This window comes from Ramlibacter sp. G4-7 (genome assembly GCF_057784995.1).
On sequence record NZ_JBYNTT010000011.1, the window covers coordinates 71,575 to 89,691 of the forward strand.

Genomic DNA, 18,117 nt, shown 5'->3' on the forward strand with positions numbered 1-18,117 from the left:
AGCTGCCGCCGGCACGCGGCGGCAGCTCGTGCCCTCAGACGGTCCTTCGTCCGATGGCAGGCGTCGACAGGCTGAAACGCAACGCCCGGCCGAGGAACAAGGGATTGCCCAGGACGTAGCGCCGGAACAGGCGTCGCGGTTCCGCGCCGAGGCGGTAGCACCACTCGAGTCCCGCCGCGCGCATCCAGTGCGGCGCCCGCGCGGTCTTGCCGCCGAGGAAATCGATGATCGCGCCGCCGCAGACGATCAGGCACGGATGGTCCAGCGTCGCGCGCAGGCGCTGCGCGAGCAGTTCCTGGCGGGGCATGCCCATCCCCAGCAGGATCAGGGCCGGACGGTGGCGGCGCGCGAGCTGCAGGTAGTGTTCGTCGGGCAGGAAGCCGTGCGCGCAGACGCACGGGCTGTGCCGCGCGAGCCGCACCTCGACCTCGCTGCGCGCCCGGCCCAGGTAGGGCTCGCGGGTGCCGAACAGCGCGATCGTGCGCCCGCCGAAGCGCTGGATCAGCTTCGGGATGAGATCCGTGCCGTTCAGGTTCAGGCCGGGCTCCTGGTGCAGCAGGCGCAGCAGGATGGCCATGCCGCTGCCATCGCGCAGGAGCACGTCGCAGCGCGACAGGGCCATGGAGAAGGCCGTGTCGCGCGCCGCCGAGTTCATGGCGTGCGCGTTCGCGAAACCGAGCACCGTGGGGTACGCGGGCGTCGCGAGCGCGCGCAGCAGCTGGGACTCCTGCTTCGCGTCTTCGACGGAGGAAAGCCGCGTCAGCAGCTCCCTCCATTCGTCCGTCCAGGCGTGCTGGTCAGTGGCTACCGGCATGCTCGGGAGCTCCGTTCAGCACGGCGCCGGTCACCGTCACGCCGAACTGCTCGAGGTCGCGGCACAGCGAGGTGAGGGCCGGCGCCGAACTCACGTCCCGGCAGGCAACGACCAGTGCGCCGCCGGCACGTACGGAGATCGTTTCGGCGTCGGCGCCGCACGATGCCGCCGGCGTGTCCAGCAGGATCACGTCGAAGCGCGTGCGCAGCGCGTTGAGCAGGCGCTGGAACAGCGGACGGCCCAGGAGATCCTGCGGATTGGGCGGCACGATGCCCGCGGGCAGCACCGACAGGTCCGGCACGCCCGGGATCTCCGTCAGGCTGTCCAGCCCGGCGCGGCCCGCCAGGATCGACGACAGGCCGTTGCGGTCGGAGATGCCGAACAGCGCGTGCTGCCGCGGCCTGCGCATGTCCGCGTCGATCAGCAGCGTGCGCTTGCCGGTCTGCGCGATCAGCACGGCGAGGTTCGCGGCGATCCAGCTGCGGCCTTCGCCGGAGCCGGGGCTGACGATCGCCAGCGCGGACTGGCCCTCGTGGTTCTCGAACCAGCGCAGCATCAGCTGCGTGCGCAGCGAACGCAGGTTCTCCACCGAAGGGGCGTCCGGGTCGCGGGCCGCGATCACTTCGTCGGCGATGCCGCTGTCCGGCGAGAGCAGCACCTGCCCGAATTCGGCGGCGTGCACGGCCCGCAGGTCCGCGATGTCCAGCAGGCCCAGCGAGATGCCCGCGTCGGCGAAGCTCGTCCCGTTGCGCGCCTGGTATTCCTGGATCGCGCGCGTGTCGTCGGCGGTCAGGCGGCCGGTCTCGACCAGCGCCTGGCTGACGGACCGCGGCCGGTCGTGGACGGTGACCTGGAAGTCCTGCTCGCTGCGCACCGGCGTGTCCTCGGACTCGGAGCGTTGGGGCAGAGGGTAGACCTGGCTGTTCATGCTGCACTCCTGGAGGGCTGGAACGACAATTGGGGACGGGACTCGCCGCCCAGGCGCATGAGCTTGGCACGCGGCGCGGGGGCGGAAACGATGCCGAGGATCGGCAGGCCGGTGATGCTCTCGAGGTCTTCGCGGGACCGCACGCGACGGTTGGCGATCTCGGCCAGCAGGCTGCCCAGGATCGCGAGCAAGCCGCCCACGATGGCCGCGATGGCCATGGTCAGGATGCCGGTCGGACCCTTGGCGCGCAGAGGCGCCGCCGCGGACCCGAGGAAGGTCACGTTGCCTTGCGTCGAGAGACTCTGCAGGCGGGTCTGCGCGGCATTCGCGGCCACCACGTCGTACGCCTTCTGCGCCGCGTTCACGTCCTGCTCCAGCACGCTGAAGCCGGCCCGGTCGCGGGCCAGGGACAGCACGCGGGCCTTCTGGGCATCGACTTGCGCCTGCAGCTCGCGGATGCGCTGGGCACTCGTCTGGCTCGAAACGGCGGACGCACTGCCGGCGCGCGACGATGCCTCGGCCAGCCGGTCACGCATGGAGCGCAGCTCCGCGCGCATCTGCTGCATCCTGGGATGGTTGACGCCGAGCGTCTCGTTCGCCTCGTCCACCTTGGCCTGCAGGCGCGCCACTTCGGAGCGCAGGGCCCCCACCTCCGGGCTGGCGGCTGCTGCATCCGGCACGGGGTTCGTGCGCCGGCCTTGTGCCGCCAGCAGCTGGGCGGACAGGTCGTTCAGGCGTTGCTGCTCGTAGTCGTTCTGACCGGTGGTGGAGATCAGCCCGGAGCTTTGCTGGAACTGCGCCAGCTTGGACTGGGCGGCCTGCAGCCGCTCGCGGGCCTGCTCCAGCTGCTGCTCGAACCAGGCGGTGTAGCGCTTGGCGGGCGTCGTCCGCAGATCGACGTTGGTGTCCAGGTACGCTTCGGCGTAGGCGTTCGCGACGCGCGCTGCCTCCTCCGCCGAGCGGCCGGTCCAGCCGATCTGGATGATGTTGCTCTCGCGGGCCGGCGTCACTTCCAGCTCGCGCTGCAGTGCGTTGATGACCCACTCGTCAGGGGACGACCGGTCCTTGGCGTCCTCCTTCAGGCGCAGCATGGGTTCCGCGTTGGGCGGCAGCAGCTTGACGACGCGCTCTGCCACCGCGCGGCTCTTGACCACGTCGATCTGTGTCGCGATGTAGCTGGGCGAGACCATGCCTTGCAGCGGCGTGGTGCCGACGGGGTCCGTGCGCACGTCCACCAGGACCGGGGCGCGTGCGACATAGGCCGGCGTGCGCACCAGCAGCCAGATGGCGGCGAGCGCGAGCACGCCGAGAAAGATGGCCGTGGCGAGCCGCGACCGTGCTCGCACGATGGCGAAGAATTGATGCAGCCTCATGAGTGCTCCCTGCGTCGGTTGTTGGAAATCAGAACAGGCTTTCCTTGACGAACAGCACGTCGCCAGGCTGAACCACGTCGGTCATGCGCGGCTCGATCTGCTGCAGCCGACCGTCCTCGCTCTTGCGGTCCAGGCGCATGCGTTCGCTGCCACGCGCGTTCGGGCCGCCGGCGATCGCCAGGGCCTGCTGCATGGTCATGCCGCGCTCGATCTTGTAGGTGCCGGGACGCTGGGCGGCGCCGTAGATGTAGAAGGTGGCCGCCTTGGTGACGAACACCGTGTCGCCCGGCGCCAGCAGGATGTCGTCGGCGCTGGCGTCGGCGCGGAACAGGCTGGGCACGTCGACGCTCTTGCGGAACGGCTTGCCGTCGCGGGTGCCGCTGATGATCACCTGGTCATTGCCCGTCGGGGTGATCCCGCCGGCGGTGGCGAGCATGTCGCTCACCCGCACCGTCGTGGTCTCCAGCGGGAAGCGCCCGGGGCGCTGCACCTCGCCGAGCACCGAGACCTGGTTGCCGCGCACCTGCAGCAGCACGATGTTGACCTGCGGCTGCTTGAGGATCTTGCCGCGCTCCAGCGCGCCGGCAACGGCCTTCTCCGCCTGGGGGATGCTCATGCCGCCGATGGACACGCTGCCGACCAGCGGGTAGCTGATGGTGCCGCTCTCGGAAACCCTCGCTTCGACGGTCATGTCCGGGTTCTGGTAGACCTGGACCTTGATCGAGTCGCCTGCCGCCAGCTTGTAGTCCGGCGGTGCAGCTGCAAACGTCGCGGCCGTGCAGGCCGAAAGCAGCAAGGCTATCGTGATTCGAAAGAGGTTTGGCATGAGTGATCTCCCTTCAGTACTGGCTAGAAAAATGCCTTCACCGCGGCTCCTACAGTGGTGTTGCGGTAACCGGTGTTGGCGTTGGATGTCTGCCGCTCTCCGCGGACATACCCTGACACCGCCATCCAGCGCAGCGGCTGCCATTCGACGGCTGCGGACAGGATGTTGGCGGATTCGTGGCGGCCGGCATTGATGTTGCCGGCGGGAATGTCTTCCCACGCGCGGCGCACGTGGTCGTAGCGCAGGTTCACGGCCACCAGCGGAGTCACCCGCCAGATCGGTCCGATGAACACGCGGTCGCTGGTCACGCTGCCGCCGACGACGTCGCCCGTGGCGCTCAGGTCACGGCTGATGCCGCCCGCGATCGAGGTCTTGCCGGTGATGGCCCAGGAGACCACGGCGGCCCCCACCATGCCCGAGAAATCGCGTTGCGTGTCGGTGTCGTGCTTGCGCTCGACATGGCCCAGGCGCGCGTCCAGCGCGGTCTTGCCGGACACGGGCCACTTGAGCACCGCGTCCACTTCGTTCTCGTCGAAGTCGCCATTGACCGAGGACCGCGGATCTTTGTACGAACCCTTGCCGTGCCGCAGGCGGCCGTAGACGGAGGCACCCGAGGGAAATTCGTAGCCCAGGCCGGCGCGGAAATTGGTGATGTCCGGGTTGCCGTCCCAGCTGTTGGGCAGTTCGCTCTTGGACTGCGTGTGCGCGAAGCCGCCCGTCACGCGCCAGGCGGCGCCGATCTCGTAGACGCCTTCGAGCAGCTCGGTGCGGTCGCTGCGGCGGCCGACCCGGTTCACGAGCGTCACGGGATCGAGCTGCACGTCGCGGTATTGCTGCTGGTTCGCACCGAGCACGCCATGGAAGCGCGGCGTCAGCGACCAGTCCCACGCGAGCGCGTAGTTGACGATGTTGTAATTGAGAGACGAATCGTCGGTGTAGCGGTAGGTGTTGGCTTCCACGTCGGCCCGCAGGCGCTGCAGGCTGTAGCGGCGATCGAACCGCACGCCGACGCCCAGGATGGCCGCCGTGTCCGAGACCTCACCCGTGTTGACGCGGGTGACGTTGCTCTCGTGCTCGATGCCGGCCAGGACGCGGAACTGCAGCGCCGGCCCGACGTCCTCGGTGACCGTGGACGCCTGGGTGCCGGCCGGAGCGAAGGCGGACGGGTAGAAGAGGCCCGACGGATAGGGCACGCCGGGAGCCTGTGAGGGCGTACCGTGCCACAGCGCCGACTCCGGTACGGAGGGCGTGGACGGAGCGGATGCCTGCGACGTGGTCGAGGCTTGCGTCGGTTGCGCGGGGCCGGCGGGCTGTGCGCCTTGCGAATGCACTGCGAGCGGCAAGGCGCACAAGGTGGCCAGCACGGGCCGGAAGGTGAGATGTTTCTTCAAGGAATCCTCAGGCTTTTGGATGAGACTGCCCCGGGATTGGGGCGCTTTTCCGCGCACGCGGAGACGCTGCTCGCGCTCCACGCAAACGGACACTTCACCATCCACCAGGGCCTTGGGCATCTGCTGCTTTCCCTTCAGTAGGCTGCGCTGTCCCGGAACACCAGGCGGATGGTCCTGAGGATTATGTAAAGGTCCAGCCGCAACGACCAGTTCCGCAAGTAATCCAGATCGAAGCGCACGCGCGCCTCCATCTTCTCGACCGATTCGGTTTCGCCCCGGAAACCGTTCACCTGGGCCCAGCCCGTGATCCCGGGACGGACCTTGTGCCGGACCATGTAGCTCTTGACCAGCCGGCGGTACATCTCGTTGTGCGCGACGGCGTGTGGCCGCGGACCAACGACGCTCATGCGGCCTTGCAGGACGTTGATGAATTGCGGCAGCTCGTCGAGCGAGGTCCGGCGCAGGATGGCGCCCACCCGGGTCACGCGCGAGTCGTTCCTGCGGGCCTGGCGGACTTCGCCCCCGTCTTCGGTGACCGTCATCGAGCGGAACTTGTAGACGATGATTTCCTGGCCGTTGAGGCCGTAGCGGCGCTGCCGGAAGATCACCGGGCCGGGCGAGCTCAACTTCACGGCGATCGCGACGCCGAGCATCACGGGCGAGATCAGGACCAGGATGACCGAGGCCAGCACGAGGTCGCTCACGCGCTTGATGACCCCGGCCGGGCCACGGAAGGGCGTGTCGCACACGGACACCACCGGCAGGCCGCAGACCGAGTCGGCGCGCCCCTGGATCAGGTCGGTGACGAACATGTCCGGCACGAAATACACGGAGGCCGTGGTGTCCTTCAACGCGTCCAGCATCCGCCGCGTGCGGCCGGAAGCGGTCATCGGCAGCGACAGGTAGACGCGGTCGATGCGGTGCTCCTTCACGTACGAGGCCACGGAATTGGTCTTGCCCAGCACCGCGCAACGCGGGGCGTAGCCGTCCGGCGCGGCGTGGTCCCCGAAGATCCCCATCAGCTCGATCGCGGAGTCGGGCGCGTTCGCGAGGCGTTGCGCGAGCAGCCACCCTTGTTCGTTCGTCCCCACGATCACCGCCCGCTGGACCTGGCCTTGCAGGCGCGCCAGCCGCGGGGCGGCCGCCCGCAGGGCCCCGTGCGCGGCGAGCTGCACCGCCGGGGCGAACCAGAGCCAGTGGCCGACCACCACCGGGTCGAAGCTGTCCATGCGGCCGCTGGCGAAGCCGAGCGTGAGCAGCAGGCCGGCCGTCCACAGCCACAGCACGAGCGTTCCGATCAGCACCTTGGCCGGGCTCAGCTGCAGTTGCCTGCGGCCGGGGAAGCCCAATGCAAACACCAGGACCGAGACGATCACCCACGCGGGGCTGAGATCGTTGTCGAACCACCAAACCAGCAGCCACAGCGAAGCGACGCTCGCCAGGGGCTCGACGAGAGCCTCCAGCGCGCCGAGCATGCGGTTGTCCATGCTCGGAGCCGGCATCCAGTGGGATGCCTGCTCGATGCGGCTCGGGAGCATGTGGGCGCGGACTTCAGGCATAGGAGTGCAGGCGGGTCAGCTTGGCCACCGCTTGCGCGCGGTTGGTGACGTCGAGCTTCGAGAAGATGCTCTTGATGTGGTTCTTGACCGTGAATTCGCTGATGCGCAGGATGCAGCCGATCTCGGGGTTGGTCTTGCCCAGCGCGATCCAGTGCATGATCTGGCGCTCGCGCTCGCTCAGCGCCCGGCCGCCGGGGCCATCCGCGTGGCACACGGGGGCGGCGGGGAGGGCGCGCATCGCGGTGTCGAGCACGGCGATGAACAGCTTGAGCGAGGCGGGCGCGGGATCCGGCTCGACGGAGAATTGGCCGATCGCAGCGAACACGCGACGGGTGCCGGAATGACGGTCGACGACACCGTGCACCAGTGCCGACTTCGCATTGCGCTGGTGGAGGGCCTGGATGTCCGGGCCCAGCAGCGCTTCGCAGCCGGCGAGCGGGACGCGGGTCGGGGTGTGCTGGGCCGCGATCCAGCAGTCGGCGAAGTACGCCATCAGCTTGGGGACCCAGACGCCGCGGTCCGTGGGGTCGCGGAAGTGCCGGGGAGCGGACAGCACCGCGCATTCCTCGATGCCGTCGCGGAATTCCGCCCACAGCAGCAGCTGGTGCGGCAGCCACGGCTGAACGTCGTGCTGCAGCCACTGCGCGAGTTCAACGCGGCTCGTGAGTGCCGCGCCACGGGTCAGCGCGCGGACCAGATCGGCTTCACTGCAGGCCGGCTGCGAGGTGTTCGGTACTTCCACTTTTTTTCTCCCATTCGCCGTGTCAGCAAACTTCGACACAGGCGGCGGAGTGTGGAACTCGCGGCTGACGTAAATTGTGTCGCGGTGTAAAAATCAAGCCGCAACTTAATCTCACCTTCGAGACGCCTCCTTACGTTGCTCAAGCATTAGCGAAGCACAGCAAATGCCAGTGTTCAGTCGTGGGTGTCCTTTGTCCTACAACAGCCGTGCGGCCAATTGTTCTTCATTAAGTTACATCTGGATGTAGATGCCTCCGAAAGCTGTGCGAACGACGTGTAACGCACTCACATTGACAGAGGGTTTTGTCCCACAGGCATTCCGGCGCATTGCGCGTAGTCCGGATGTTTGCGGCGCGGTCCGCGCAGCGTCGGATGGGCGCCGCCCCCTGTGCGACCGCGCGAGTGGGTGCGCGCGGGGTGATGCAGCGTCAGACCACCATCGCCGTGCTCGCCCCGTCGAGCGACAGGATCGCGCCCGAAATGTAGGACGCGCGCCCGGAAGCGAGGAACACGACCGCGGCCGCTATCTCTTCCGGCGTCGCCAGGCGGCCCAGCGGCAGCTTCTGCTCCGACTGGCGCCGCACGTCCTCGGGCGTCGTGCCGCGCAGCCGGGCGTCCGCGGCGAGGCCTTCGGCCAGCCGGTCGGTGAGCGTCAGGGTCGGATTCACGGCATTCACGCGCACGCCACGCGGGCCCCAGGCCGCGGCGAGTCCGGCGCTGGCCAGCATGAGGGCGGCGTTCGCGGCGCCGCCGGGCAGGTGCGTCGGTGCCGCCACCTTGCCGCCCATGCCGACCACGTTGACGATGGAGCCGGTCCCGCGCGCACCCATGCGCCTGGCCACCGGGTCCATCACGTGGACGTAGGTGAAGAACTTCGCTTGCATGGCGTCGTGCCAGTCCTGCGGCTGGAGTTCGGCAAAAGGCGTGCGCCTGGCCGCGCCGGCGGAGTTCACCAGGACGTCGATCGGGCCCATCTGCGCCTCGGCCTCGTCGACCACGCGCAGGGCTGCGGCCGGATCGCGCAGGTCGGCACAGAAGCCGCGTACCTCGGCCGATGACAAGGCCGCGCGGGCGCTCTCCATGTGCGCGGGGTCGCGACCCACCAGGCTCACGCGGCAGCCCTCGCGCAGGAACTCGCGGGCGCAGGCCAGGCCGATGCCGCGGCTGCCGCCCGTGACCAGCACGTGCTTGCCTTGCAGTTGCAGGTCCATCTCTTCTCCTTCAGGTGATGTCGAGAATGACGTGGCCGAGGGCCTGTCCCTGTTCGACCAGGTCGTGGGCCCTGGCGATGTCGGCCAGCGGCAGCCGCAGGGCCACCGTGTGCCGCAGCGCGCCGGCTTCAAGCAGGCCCAGCACTTCGCGGTGGCACAGCTCGCGTTCGTCCGGGTCCATGTCGTAGACAAACAGGTGCTCCAGGCGGATGCGGTTGCGCATGAACCAGTACGTGGGCAGGGTCGCTTCCTGCGCGCCCAGGCCGTAGACGACCACCGTCGCGCCGGGGCGCACGCAGGCCGGGTAGTGGCGCACGTTGGTGGTGAAGTCCATCTCGATCACGGCGTCGACGCCGCGGCCGCCGGCGAGCGCCTGCACGCGCGTGCCCACGTCCTCGTCGCGGTAGCGGATGACGTGGTCGGCACCCGCCGCCCGGGCGTGCGCGGCCTTGTCCTGCGTGCTCACCGTCGTGAGCACGGTGGCGCCCTGGCGCCTGGCCAGCTGGATCGCGTAGTGCCCCACCGAACCGGCGCCACCAGAGACGAGCACGGTGCGGCCTGGCCCCAGCTGCGCGCGGTGCACCGCCTGCCAGGCCGTGCGGACCGGGATGCCGATGCAGGCACCTTCCGCATCGCTTGCCGCCGCCGGCAGGCGCACGGCCTGTGCGGAGGGCAGGGCGATGAATTGCGCGGCGGTGCCCAGCGGCCGGTTCCACTGCGCGTTCCAGGTCCAGACGCGCTCGCCGATGCGCTCGCGCGGCACGCCCTCGCCGACGGCGTCAATGGTGCCGGCGCCGTCGCTGTGCGGCACCACCAGCGGGAAGGCGAGCGGGCGGCCGAAGCCGCCCTTGCGCACCTTCCAGTCCGACGGGTTCACGCCGGACGCGGCAAGGCGCACGCGCACCTCGCCCGGCCCGGGCTGCGGCGTGGGCTGCTCGCCCACCGTGAACACTTCCCGGGCCGGCCCTTGCCGGGTGTAGAACGCAGCCTGCATGTGTTGCCTCCGGAGGTCAGGCAGCCGCGCGTGCGCGCCGCGCCAGGCCGCGCGCGAAAGCCCAGCCCAGCATCGGCAGCAGCACGGCGGGCGCCACGAGCAGCGGCAGCGGCCCGCCGTGATCGTAAGCGTAACCGGCGACGCTGACCCCGATCGCCTGCCCGTTGAAGAAGGAGAACGCGAACAAGGCCATGGCGGTGCCCCGCGTGGCCGGAGCCATCTGCGTCGCATTGGTCTGCAGCGTGTTGTGCAGCAGGTAGGTGCCGAAGCCCAGGGCCAGCGCGATCGGGGCGGCGAGCCACGCGATGGGCGTGGCGTACAGCGCGAGGAAGCCCAGGCCCATCACGATTCCGCCGGCCAGCACCATGCGGCGCTCGCCCAGGCGCCGCACCACACGCTGGGCGACCACGGCATAGAGCAGCCCGCCGACCGCATACAGCGCGATCAGGCCCGAGGCCGTCGACAGCGCGAGGCCGAAGCGCTGGTGCAGGTAGGACGGCAGGAAGGCCAGCGGCCCCAGCAGGATGACGCCTTCGGCAAACACGGCCAGCACCACCACGCGCGCCCACGGGATGGCGAGCACCGCGGCCAGCTGCGTCGCGAAGGCGAAACGGCCGGTGCCGCGCACCGGCGGCACGGATGGGATGCTGCGCAGGCGCGCCAGCAGCAGCAGCCCCACGACGAGGTTGCCGATGCACAGCGTGGCGAAGGCACCGCGCCAGCCCAGGGCCGAATCCGCGAACAGGCCGCCGGCCAGCTGGCCCGCCGTCATGCCGGACAGCGTGCCCATGAGCATGCGCGCCAGCGTCGCCTGCCGCTGCTCGTACGGCACGGCGTCGCCGATCCAGGCGATCGCCAGCGGGATCACGCCCGCCGCGGCGACGCCCCAGAACACGCGCAGGCGCACCAGGGTCTGGAAATCGGGCGCCAGGGTGCAGGCCAGCGACGCCAGGGCGGAGCCGAACAGCGCACCGCACATGACGCGCGCCTTGCCGTAGCGGTCGCCCAGCGGGCCGAACAGCAGTTGCGAGACGCCGTAGGCGACGGCGAAGGTCAGGATCACGCGGCCCGCGACGCCGGGCGTCACGGCGTAGTCGCTGGCCAGGCGCGGGATCAGCCCGTCGCAGATGCGCAGGGCGGCGCCGCTGAAGAAGCCGGCGAGCGCCAGCAGGACGACGGCCGCGCGGGTGGCGGCTGCGGGATCGGGGGCGGGGGAGGTTACTGCGGGGGAAGTCACGGGGCATCCTACAACGCGCCATCGCGGGCTGACTCTGCAGGCAGTGGCGCTGTCCTACGAAGCAGCCCCGCCGCCGGCGCCACCATTGCCATCCATGAATCTTCCGCGCGTGCAGCTCACCACCGGTGAGCACCAGATCCAGGTGTACGTCGCCCGCAGCGACGAGGAGCGGGCGCTCGGCCTCATGCACCGCCAGAAGCTGCCGCAGGATGAAGGCATGCTGTTCATGTGCGATGCAGCGGACGTGCAGAACTTCTGGATGAAGGACACGCCGCTGCCGCTGTCGATCGCCTTCCTGGAGGACGACGGCACCATCCTGAAGATCGCCGACCTGGAGCCCTACGACCTGGAAGCCGAGTCGTCCGGGCATCCGGTGCGCTTCGTGCTCGAAGTGAACCAGGGCTGGTTCGACGAGCGCGGCATCGGGCCCGGCACGCGCCTCGAAGGTCCCGTCTTCCTGGGATGAGCAGCATGAGCAACGCGATCCTCGTCCATCCGGGCGAGCCGTATCCGCTGGGCGCGACCTGGGACGGCGAGGGCGTCAACTTCGCCCTGTATTCCGAGAACGCGACGCGCGTCGAGCTCTGCCTCTTCGATGCGGACGGCCGGGAAACGCGCGTCCCCCTGCGCGAGCAGACGGCCTTCATCTGGCACGGCTACCTGCCGGGCGTGCAGGCCGGGCAGCGCTACGGCTACCGCGTGCACGGGCCTTACGACCCGGACCGCGGCCTGCGCTTCAATCCGAACGTGGTCCTGCTGGATCCCTATGCGCGCGCCCTGGACGGCCTGGAGAACTTCGAACGGGGCGTGTTCGCCTACGAAACCGGTGGCGAGCGCGAGGATTACGCGATGCTCGAACGGGACCAGCGCGGCGCGCCGCTGGGCGTGGTGGTCGACAACACCTTCGACTGGGGCGACGACCGGTGGCCCAACACGCCGCTGCACGAGACGGTGATCTACGAAGCGCACGTGAAAGGGCTCACGCAGCTGCACCCGGAGGTGCCCGAGGAACTGCGCGGCACCTACGCAGGCTTGGCCCACCCGACCATGATCACCTACCTGAAGTCGCTGGGGATCACCGCCGTCGAACTCATGCCGGTGCACGTGCACCTGGACGATCCCTTCCTGCTGGACAAGGGACTGACGAACTACTGGGGCTACTCCACCCTGAACTTCTTCGCGCCGGAGCTGCGCTACAGCGCCGCGTTCAAGCGCGGCGACCCCGTGGGTGCGGTGCGCGAGTTCAAGGAGATGGTCAAGGCGCTGCACGCCGCCGGGCTGGAGGTGATCCTGGACGTGGTCTACAACCACACGTCGGAGGGCAACCACATGGGGCCGACCCTCAGCTTCAAGGGCATCGACAACCCGACCTATTACCGGCTCGTCGCGGACAACCCGCGCTTCTACTTCGACTACACCGGCACCGGCAACACGCTCAACGGGCGCCATCCGCAGACGCTGCAGCTGATCATGGATTCGCTGCGCTACTGGGTGCTCGCCATGCACGTGGACGGTTTCCGCTTCGACTTGGCGAGCACGCTGGCGCGCGGGCTGCACGAGGTGGACCAGCTCTCGGGCTTCTTCACGATCATCCACCAGGACCCGGTGCTGTCGCACGTGAAGCTGATCGCCGAACCCTGGGACGTGGGCGAGGGCGGCTACCAGGTGGGCAACTTCCCGGTGCGCTGGGCCGAGTGGAACGGCGTGTACCGCGACTCGATCCGCGCGTTCTGGAAGGGCGAGGGCGGCCTGGCCAGCGACCTGGGCTACCGCCTCACGGGATCGAGCGACTTGTACCAGGGCGACGGCCGCAAGCCTTCGGCCTCCATCAACTTCATCAGCGCGCACGACGGCTTCACGCTGCGCGACACGGTGAGCTACAACGACAAGCACAACGAGGCGAACCAGGAGAACAACCAGGACGGCCACAACGACAACCGCTCCTGGAACTGCGGCGCCGAGGGCCCGAGCGACGACGCCGAGGTGAATCGCCTGCGCGACCGGCAACTGCGCAACTTCCTCGCCACGCTGCTCCTGAGCCAGGGCACCCCCATGTTGCTGGGTGGCGACGAGTTCGGCCGCAGCCAGCAGGGCAACAACAACGCCTATTGCCAGGACAACGAGATCAGCTGGTTCGACTGGAGCCAGGTGGACGGCAAGCTGCTGGAGTTCACGCGCCGCCTGATCCGCATCCGCAAGGAGCACCCGGCGTTGCACCGCCAGAAGTTCTTCTCCGGCCGGCCCATCCGCGGCAGCGACATCCACGACGTGATGTGGTTGCGCCATGACGGCGAGGCGATGACGGACGAGGACTGGCAGAACCCCCACACGCAGTCGCTGGCCATGTTCCTGGCCGGCAATGGCCTGAAGGAAACCGACCGCCAGGGCCGTCCGCTGCACGACGACCACCTGCTGCTGATGCTCTCGTCCTCGCACGAGGACCTGGAGTTCACGCTGCCGGATTTCGCGGAGTGCGGGCACTGGGAGCTGCTGGTGGATACCAGCGACGACGAGGCCAGCGAGACGCAGAAGGCGGGAGACAAGACGCTGCTGCCGGCGCGGACGCTGAAGTTGTTCCGCTGCCCGCGGACGTAGCCCGCGCCATGGATCCCGGCTCAGGGACGGGACGACATCGCCACGAATTGCGTGACGGCCTCGATCACGGCCTGGGGCTGGTCCTTGTGCGGCGAATGCCCGCAGCGCGGCAGCTCCAGCAATTGCGTCTGCGGCAGGCGCCGGGCGATGCCGCGGACCTGCTCCAGGGTGCCGTATTCGTCGGCGACGCCCTGGATGGCGAGCAGGGGGCAGCGGATCGCGCCTATCTCTTGCTCGATGGACCAGGTCCGGAAGGCGTTCGACAGCCAGGCATCGTTCCAGCCCCAGAAGGCCGAATCCACGTCCGCGTGGTAGCGCGCCAGCTTCTGCTTCAGGTCCGTCTGCATGTAGGTCTCGCGCGCCTGCCGGATGCTGGTGAGCGAGATCTCCTCGACGAGGATGTGCGGAGCGAGCACGACGGCGCCCAGCACGTCCTGTGGAAAGGCCCCCGCGTACAGCAGCGCGATGGAGCCGCCGTCGCTGTGCCCGAGCAGCCAGGGCTTGTCCACGCCCAGCGTGCGCAGCAGCGCCGGCAGCACCTCGCGCGCCTGCACGTGCATGAAGTCCGGTTGCCAGTGCTCCTCGGGCGGGCGCGGCGTCGATTGCCCGTAACCGGGGCGCGAGTACACCAGGCCGCGCAGGCCCGCCGCCTCGCACAGGCGCCCGGGAAAGTCGCGCCACATCGCGACCGAGCCCAGGCCTTCGTGCAGGAAGACCATCACGGGCGCGCCTTCGGCGCCGACCCATTCGTATTCGATGCGCAGCGGGCCGCGCGCACCTTCCAGGAAAGCGAATGCCATGGGCAGCCAATATAGTGCAGGCTGCAGGAGAGCTCCCATGAACCCGACGACCACGCCGCGCCCGGAAGGTGCGGAAGAGATGCCGCAGTCCACGCGGCTCGACGACGTCCGCATCCGCGACGTGCGCCCGCTGATCTCGCCGGCGCTGCTGCAGCACGAGCTGCCCGCCGACGAGGCCGTGCAGGCCTTCGTGGAGCGCAGCCGCCACGAGGTGGCTGCGATCGTGCACGGCAGCGATGCGCGCCTGCTGGTCGTGGTCGGGCCCTGTTCCATCCACGACCACGCGCAGGCGCTGGAGTACGCGCGCCGCCTGCGCACCCTGGCCGGCGAACTGCGGCAGGACCTGCTGCCGGTGATGCGCGTGTACTTCGAGAAGCCGCGCACCACCGTCGGCTGGAAGGGCTTCATCAACGACCCGCGGCTGGACGGCAGCTTCCGCATCAACGAAGGCCTGCGCCTGGCGCGCCAGCTGCTGCTGGAGGTCGCGCAGCTGGGGCTTCCGGCCGGCACCGAATTCCTGGACCTGCTCAGCCCCCAGTACATCTCGGACCTGATCAGCTGGGGGGCCATCGGCGCCCGCACCACCGAAAGCCCCAGCCACCGGCAGCTCGCCTCGGGCCTGAGCTGCGCCATCGGCTTCAAGAACGGCACCGACGGCAGCGTGCAGATGGCGGCCGATGCGCTGGTCGCCTGCGGGGCGCCGCACGCGTTCATGGGCATGACCAAGATGGGCGTGGCGGCCGTGTTCGAGACGCAGGGGAATGCGGACGGCCACGTCATCCTGCGCGGCGGCTCGCGCGGTCCGAATTACGCGGCGGCCGACGTGGAAGCCGCCTGCGCGCTACTGCGCAACGCCGGGGTGCTGGAACGCGTCATGGTCGACTGCTCCCACGCCAATTCCGGCAAGGACTACCGGCGCCAGCCGGAGGTGGCGCGCGATGTCGCGCGGCAGATCGCCGCCGGCGACAAGCGCATCCTCGGCATGATGATCGAGAGCCACCTGCGCGAGGGAAGGCAGGAGCTGAAGGCGGGCGTCGCGCCGGCGCCCGGGGTGTCCATCACCGATGGCTGCATCGGCTGGGAGCAGACGGAGGAGCTGCTGCGCGAACTGGCGGCAGCCGTGCGCCAGGGGCGGAAATCCTAGGCGGACGCTTGCGTCACGCCACCAGCCAGTCGATCGCATCCGACAGCTGCGTGAACACCTGCAGCTGCAAGCCCTGGGCCTGCGCCTGCGCCTCGCTCACGCGCGTGATCTTGTCCGGCGGCACCAGCGAGGCGACCTTCTCCAGGTGCGACAGGGAGCGGTGCGCGAGGATGCCCAGCTCGCGCTGCTCCTCGGGGCCGAAGGTGCCGACGACGTCGATGAGGTTGATCAGCAGGCGTCGGTCGCCATGCTCCCGCGTGCGCTCGACGATGGCGTGCAGCACGGGGACCGCGTTCTCCAGGAAGGCCAGCGAGGTGACCTCCGCGACGGCGAAGTTGGGGCCATGGGTGTAGTGCACCGTGGCGGTCACGCCGCGGCTCTCCCGCCCGGACGGGGCTGGCTGCTTCTCATGTTTTTCTCCCTTGCAGCCCCCATCCTACCCGCTTCGCCGAAGCGGCCGCTTCAGGCGTAGCTGTAGAAGCCCCGCCCGGTCTTGCGGCCCAGGCGGCCGGCGTCGACCATCTCCTGCAGCAGGGGGGCCGGGCGGTACTTGGAGTCCTTGAAGCCGTCGTGGAACACGTTCATCACGGCCAGCACCGTGTCCAGCCCGATCAGGTCGGCGAGCGCCAGCGGGCCGATGGGGTGGTTGCAGCCCAGGCGCATCCCGGTGTCGATGTCCTCCGCCGTCGCCAGCCCGTCCTGCAGCACGAAGACCGCCTCGTTGATCATCGGGCAGAGGATGCGATTGACGACGAAGCCCGGGCGGTTGCGCACGGTGACCGGGCTCTTGCCGATGGCCTGGGCGAAGGCGGCGCTCGCCGCGTGCGTCGCGTCCTCCGTCTGCAGGCCGCGGATCAGCTCCACCAGCGCCATCATCGGCACCGGGTTGAAGAAGTGCATGCCGATGAAGCGTCCGGGCTTCTTCAGCACGGCGGCCAGCTGCGTGATCGAGATCGACGAGGTGTTGGTCGCGATGGCCGCGTCTTCGCCGACGATCTCCTCGATCTGCCGGAGGATGCGCAGCTTGAGTTCCAGGTTCTCGGTGGCCGCCTCGATGACCAGGTCGCAGTCGCGCAGGTCCGCGTACTGGGTGCTGCCCTTCACGAGGCCCAGCGCCTTGGCGCTCGCGGCCTGCGTGAGCTTTTCCTTCTTCACCAGCCGGTCCAGGCTGCCGGCGAGCGTCTTGGTGCCGCGCTGCACGGCTTCGTCGTTGATGTCCACCATGACGACGGGCAGCCCCGCGACCGCGCAGGCCTGCGCGATGCCGTTGCCCATGGTGCCGGCGCCGATCACGCCGATGCTGCGGATGTTCCTCATATGCTCAGGCCCTCTCGAAGATGGCGGCGATGCCCTGCCCGCCGCCTATGCACATCGTCACCAGCGCGTAACGGCCGCCGATGCGCTGCAGTTCATAGATCGCCTTGGTCGCGATGATCGCGCCGGTGGCGCCCACGGGATGCCCCAGCGAGATGCCGGAGCCATTGGGGTTGACCTTGGCGGGATCCAGTTCCAGCGCGCGGGTCACGGCGCAGGCCTGGGCGGCGAAAGCCTCGTTCGATTCGATCACGTCCAGGTCCGCCGCCTTGAGGCCGGCGCGCTGCAGCGCGAGCCGGCTGGCGGGGACGGGCCCCAGGCCCATGATCTTCGGGTCGACCGCGGCGTGGGCGTAGGAGACCAGGCGCGCCAGCGATTTCAGGCCGTGTGCCTTCACCGCCTCCCCGCTGGCCAGCACCAGGGCCGCAGCGCCGTCGTTGATGCCCGAGGCATTGCCGGCGGTGACCGAGCCTTCCTTGTCGAAGGCCGGCTTCATCTTGGCGAGCTGCTCCAGGGTCGTGTTGGCGCGCACGTGCTCGTCGGTGTCGAACAGCACCGTGCCCTTGCGGGTGGCCACCTCCACCGGGACGATCTGCTCCCGGAACCGGCCTTCCGCGATGGCCCGCGCGGCGCGCCGGTGGCTTTCGACGGCGAGCTGGTCCTGCATCTCGCGGGTGATGCCGTCGCGCCTGGCCACGTTCTCCGCCGTGACCCCCATGTGGATGCGGTGGAAGGGATCGTGCAGGATGCCCAGCATGTAGTCGGTGGCCGTCAGGTCCCCCATGCGGCCGCCCCAGCGCGCGGCGTTCATGAAGTAGGGCGCGCGGCTCATGGACTCGGCGCCGGCACCGACCGCGATTTCGGCGTCACCGAGCAGCAGCGTCTGCGCGGCGGAGACGACCGCCTGCAGCCCCGAGCCGCACAGCCGGTTCACGTTGAAGGCGGGCGTCTCCTGCGGCAGGCCGGCCTCCAGGGCCGCCACGCGCGACAGGTAGGCGTCGCGCACGTCGGTGGGGATGACGTTGCCCATCACCACATGGCCCACGGCCTGGGCGTCGGCGCCGGAGCGGCGCAGGGCCTCCTTGACGGCGGTGGTCGCCAGTTGCGTCAGGGGCACGTCCTTCAGGCCGCCGCCAAAAGTGCCGATGGCGGTGCGGGCCGCACCGACGACATGGATCTCGCGAGTCATT

Annotated in this window: 17 protein-coding genes; 3 read left to right on the forward strand and 14 right to left on the reverse strand. The window is 69.4% G+C overall.

The window, feature by feature from the left end:
• Nucleotides 1-34: 34 nt before the first annotated feature.
• The 10 genes from AC3EGR_RS16330 to AC3EGR_RS16375 all read right to left on the reverse strand — a co-directional run bounded on the left by AC3EGR_RS16330 (nt 35) and on the right by AC3EGR_RS16375 (nt 11,074).
• Entirely contained in the window at nt 35-814 is a 780-nt protein-coding gene (locus tag AC3EGR_RS16330) for a WecB/TagA/CpsF family glycosyltransferase (protein ID WP_488547562.1), read from the reverse strand.
• Nucleotides 798-1,742, reverse strand: a complete 945-nt coding sequence (locus AC3EGR_RS16335; RefSeq protein ID WP_488547563.1) for a polysaccharide biosynthesis tyrosine autokinase — start codon at nt 1,740-1,742, stop codon at nt 798-800. The genes AC3EGR_RS16330 and AC3EGR_RS16335 overlap by 17 nt, the downstream gene beginning before the upstream one ends.
• Nucleotides 1,739-3,115 (reverse strand): chain length determinant protein EpsF, encoded by a 1,377-nt coding sequence (locus AC3EGR_RS16340; protein ID WP_488547564.1) that lies wholly within the window; start codon nt 3,113-3,115, stop codon nt 1,739-1,741. Before AC3EGR_RS16340 ends, AC3EGR_RS16335 begins: the two co-directional genes overlap by 4 nt.
• Nucleotides 3,116-3,143: 28 nt before the next feature.
• Nucleotides 3,144-3,941 carry a polysaccharide export protein EpsE gene (gene epsE / locus AC3EGR_RS16345; RefSeq protein WP_488547565.1) on the reverse strand — a complete coding sequence of 266 codons (798 nt, stop codon included), beginning with the start codon at nt 3,939-3,941 and terminating at the stop codon, nt 3,144-3,146.
• A 23-nt stretch (nt 3,942-3,964) separates the two neighbouring features.
• The gene (locus tag AC3EGR_RS16350; RefSeq protein ID WP_488547566.1) at nt 3,965-5,332 is read right to left on the reverse strand and encodes an outer membrane beta-barrel protein; all 1,368 of its coding nucleotides are present in this window, start codon (nt 5,330-5,332) and stop codon (nt 3,965-3,967) included.
• 134 nt (nt 5,333-5,466) lie between these two features.
• Nucleotides 5,467-6,870, reverse strand: coding sequence for an undecaprenyl-phosphate glucose phosphotransferase (locus AC3EGR_RS16355; RefSeq protein ID WP_488547567.1), 1,404 nt, complete (start codon nt 6,868-6,870; stop codon nt 5,467-5,469).
• A 13-nt stretch (nt 6,871-6,883) separates the two neighbouring features.
• Nucleotides 6,884-7,633 (reverse strand): LuxR C-terminal-related transcriptional regulator, encoded by a 750-nt coding sequence (locus AC3EGR_RS16360; protein WP_488547568.1) that lies wholly within the window; start codon nt 7,631-7,633, stop codon nt 6,884-6,886.
• A gap of 427 nt (nt 7,634-8,060) precedes the next feature.
• Nucleotides 8,061-8,843, reverse strand: a complete 783-nt coding sequence (locus AC3EGR_RS16365) for an SDR family NAD(P)-dependent oxidoreductase (RefSeq protein ID WP_488547569.1) — start codon at nt 8,841-8,843, stop codon at nt 8,061-8,063.
• 10 nt (nt 8,844-8,853) lie between these two features.
• Nucleotides 8,854-9,837, reverse strand: a complete 984-nt coding sequence (locus tag AC3EGR_RS16370) for an NADPH:quinone reductase (RefSeq protein WP_488547570.1) — start codon at nt 9,835-9,837, stop codon at nt 8,854-8,856.
• Nucleotides 9,838-9,853: 16 nt separating this feature from the next.
• Nucleotides 9,854-11,074: an MFS transporter gene (locus AC3EGR_RS16375; RefSeq protein ID WP_488547571.1), complete on the reverse strand. Its 1,221-nt coding sequence runs from the start codon at nt 11,072-11,074 to the stop codon at nt 9,854-9,856.
• A gap of 94 nt (nt 11,075-11,168) precedes the next feature.
• Here AC3EGR_RS16375 and AC3EGR_RS16380 point away from each other — a divergent pair, with 94 nt between their 5' ends.
• Together AC3EGR_RS16380 and glgX are read left to right on the forward strand one after the other, a co-directional pair.
• Entirely contained in the window at nt 11,169-11,540 is a 372-nt protein-coding gene (locus tag AC3EGR_RS16380; protein ID WP_488547572.1) for a DUF192 domain-containing protein, read from the forward strand.
• Nucleotides 11,541-11,545: 5 nt separating this feature from the next.
• Nucleotides 11,546-13,669 (forward strand): glycogen debranching protein GlgX, encoded by a 2,124-nt coding sequence (gene glgX / locus AC3EGR_RS16385; protein WP_488547573.1) that lies wholly within the window; start codon nt 11,546-11,548, stop codon nt 13,667-13,669.
• Between the two features lie 20 nt (nt 13,670-13,689).
• On the opposite strand, the gene AC3EGR_RS16390 is transcribed toward glgX, so the two are convergent.
• Nucleotides 13,690-14,469 (reverse strand): alpha/beta fold hydrolase, encoded by a 780-nt coding sequence (locus AC3EGR_RS16390; protein ID WP_488547574.1) that lies wholly within the window; start codon nt 14,467-14,469, stop codon nt 13,690-13,692.
• A 37-nt stretch (nt 14,470-14,506) separates the two neighbouring features.
• Between AC3EGR_RS16390 and AC3EGR_RS16395 the strand changes: the two genes are divergently transcribed.
• Entirely contained in the window at nt 14,507-15,613 is a 1,107-nt protein-coding gene (locus AC3EGR_RS16395; RefSeq protein ID WP_488547575.1) for a 3-deoxy-7-phosphoheptulonate synthase, read from the forward strand.
• Nucleotides 15,614-15,626: 13 nt separating this feature from the next.
• On the opposite strand, the gene AC3EGR_RS16400 is transcribed toward AC3EGR_RS16395, so the two are convergent.
• The 3 genes from AC3EGR_RS16400 to AC3EGR_RS16410 all read right to left on the reverse strand — a co-directional run bounded on the left by AC3EGR_RS16400 (nt 15,627) and on the right by AC3EGR_RS16410 (nt 18,116).
• Nucleotides 15,627-15,983, reverse strand: coding sequence for an STAS/SEC14 domain-containing protein (locus AC3EGR_RS16400; RefSeq protein WP_488547576.1), 357 nt, complete (start codon nt 15,981-15,983; stop codon nt 15,627-15,629).
• 92 nt (nt 15,984-16,075) lie between these two features.
• The gene (locus AC3EGR_RS16405; RefSeq protein WP_488547577.1) at nt 16,076-16,930 is read right to left on the reverse strand and encodes a 3-hydroxybutyryl-CoA dehydrogenase; all 855 of its coding nucleotides are present in this window, start codon (nt 16,928-16,930) and stop codon (nt 16,076-16,078) included.
• Nucleotides 16,931-16,934: 4 nt separating this feature from the next.
• On the reverse strand, nt 16,935-18,116 hold the full coding sequence (locus AC3EGR_RS16410; RefSeq protein WP_488547578.1) for an acetyl-CoA C-acyltransferase family protein: 1,182 nt from the start codon (nt 18,114-18,116) through the stop codon (nt 16,935-16,937).
• Nucleotide 18,117: the final 1 nt, after the last annotated feature.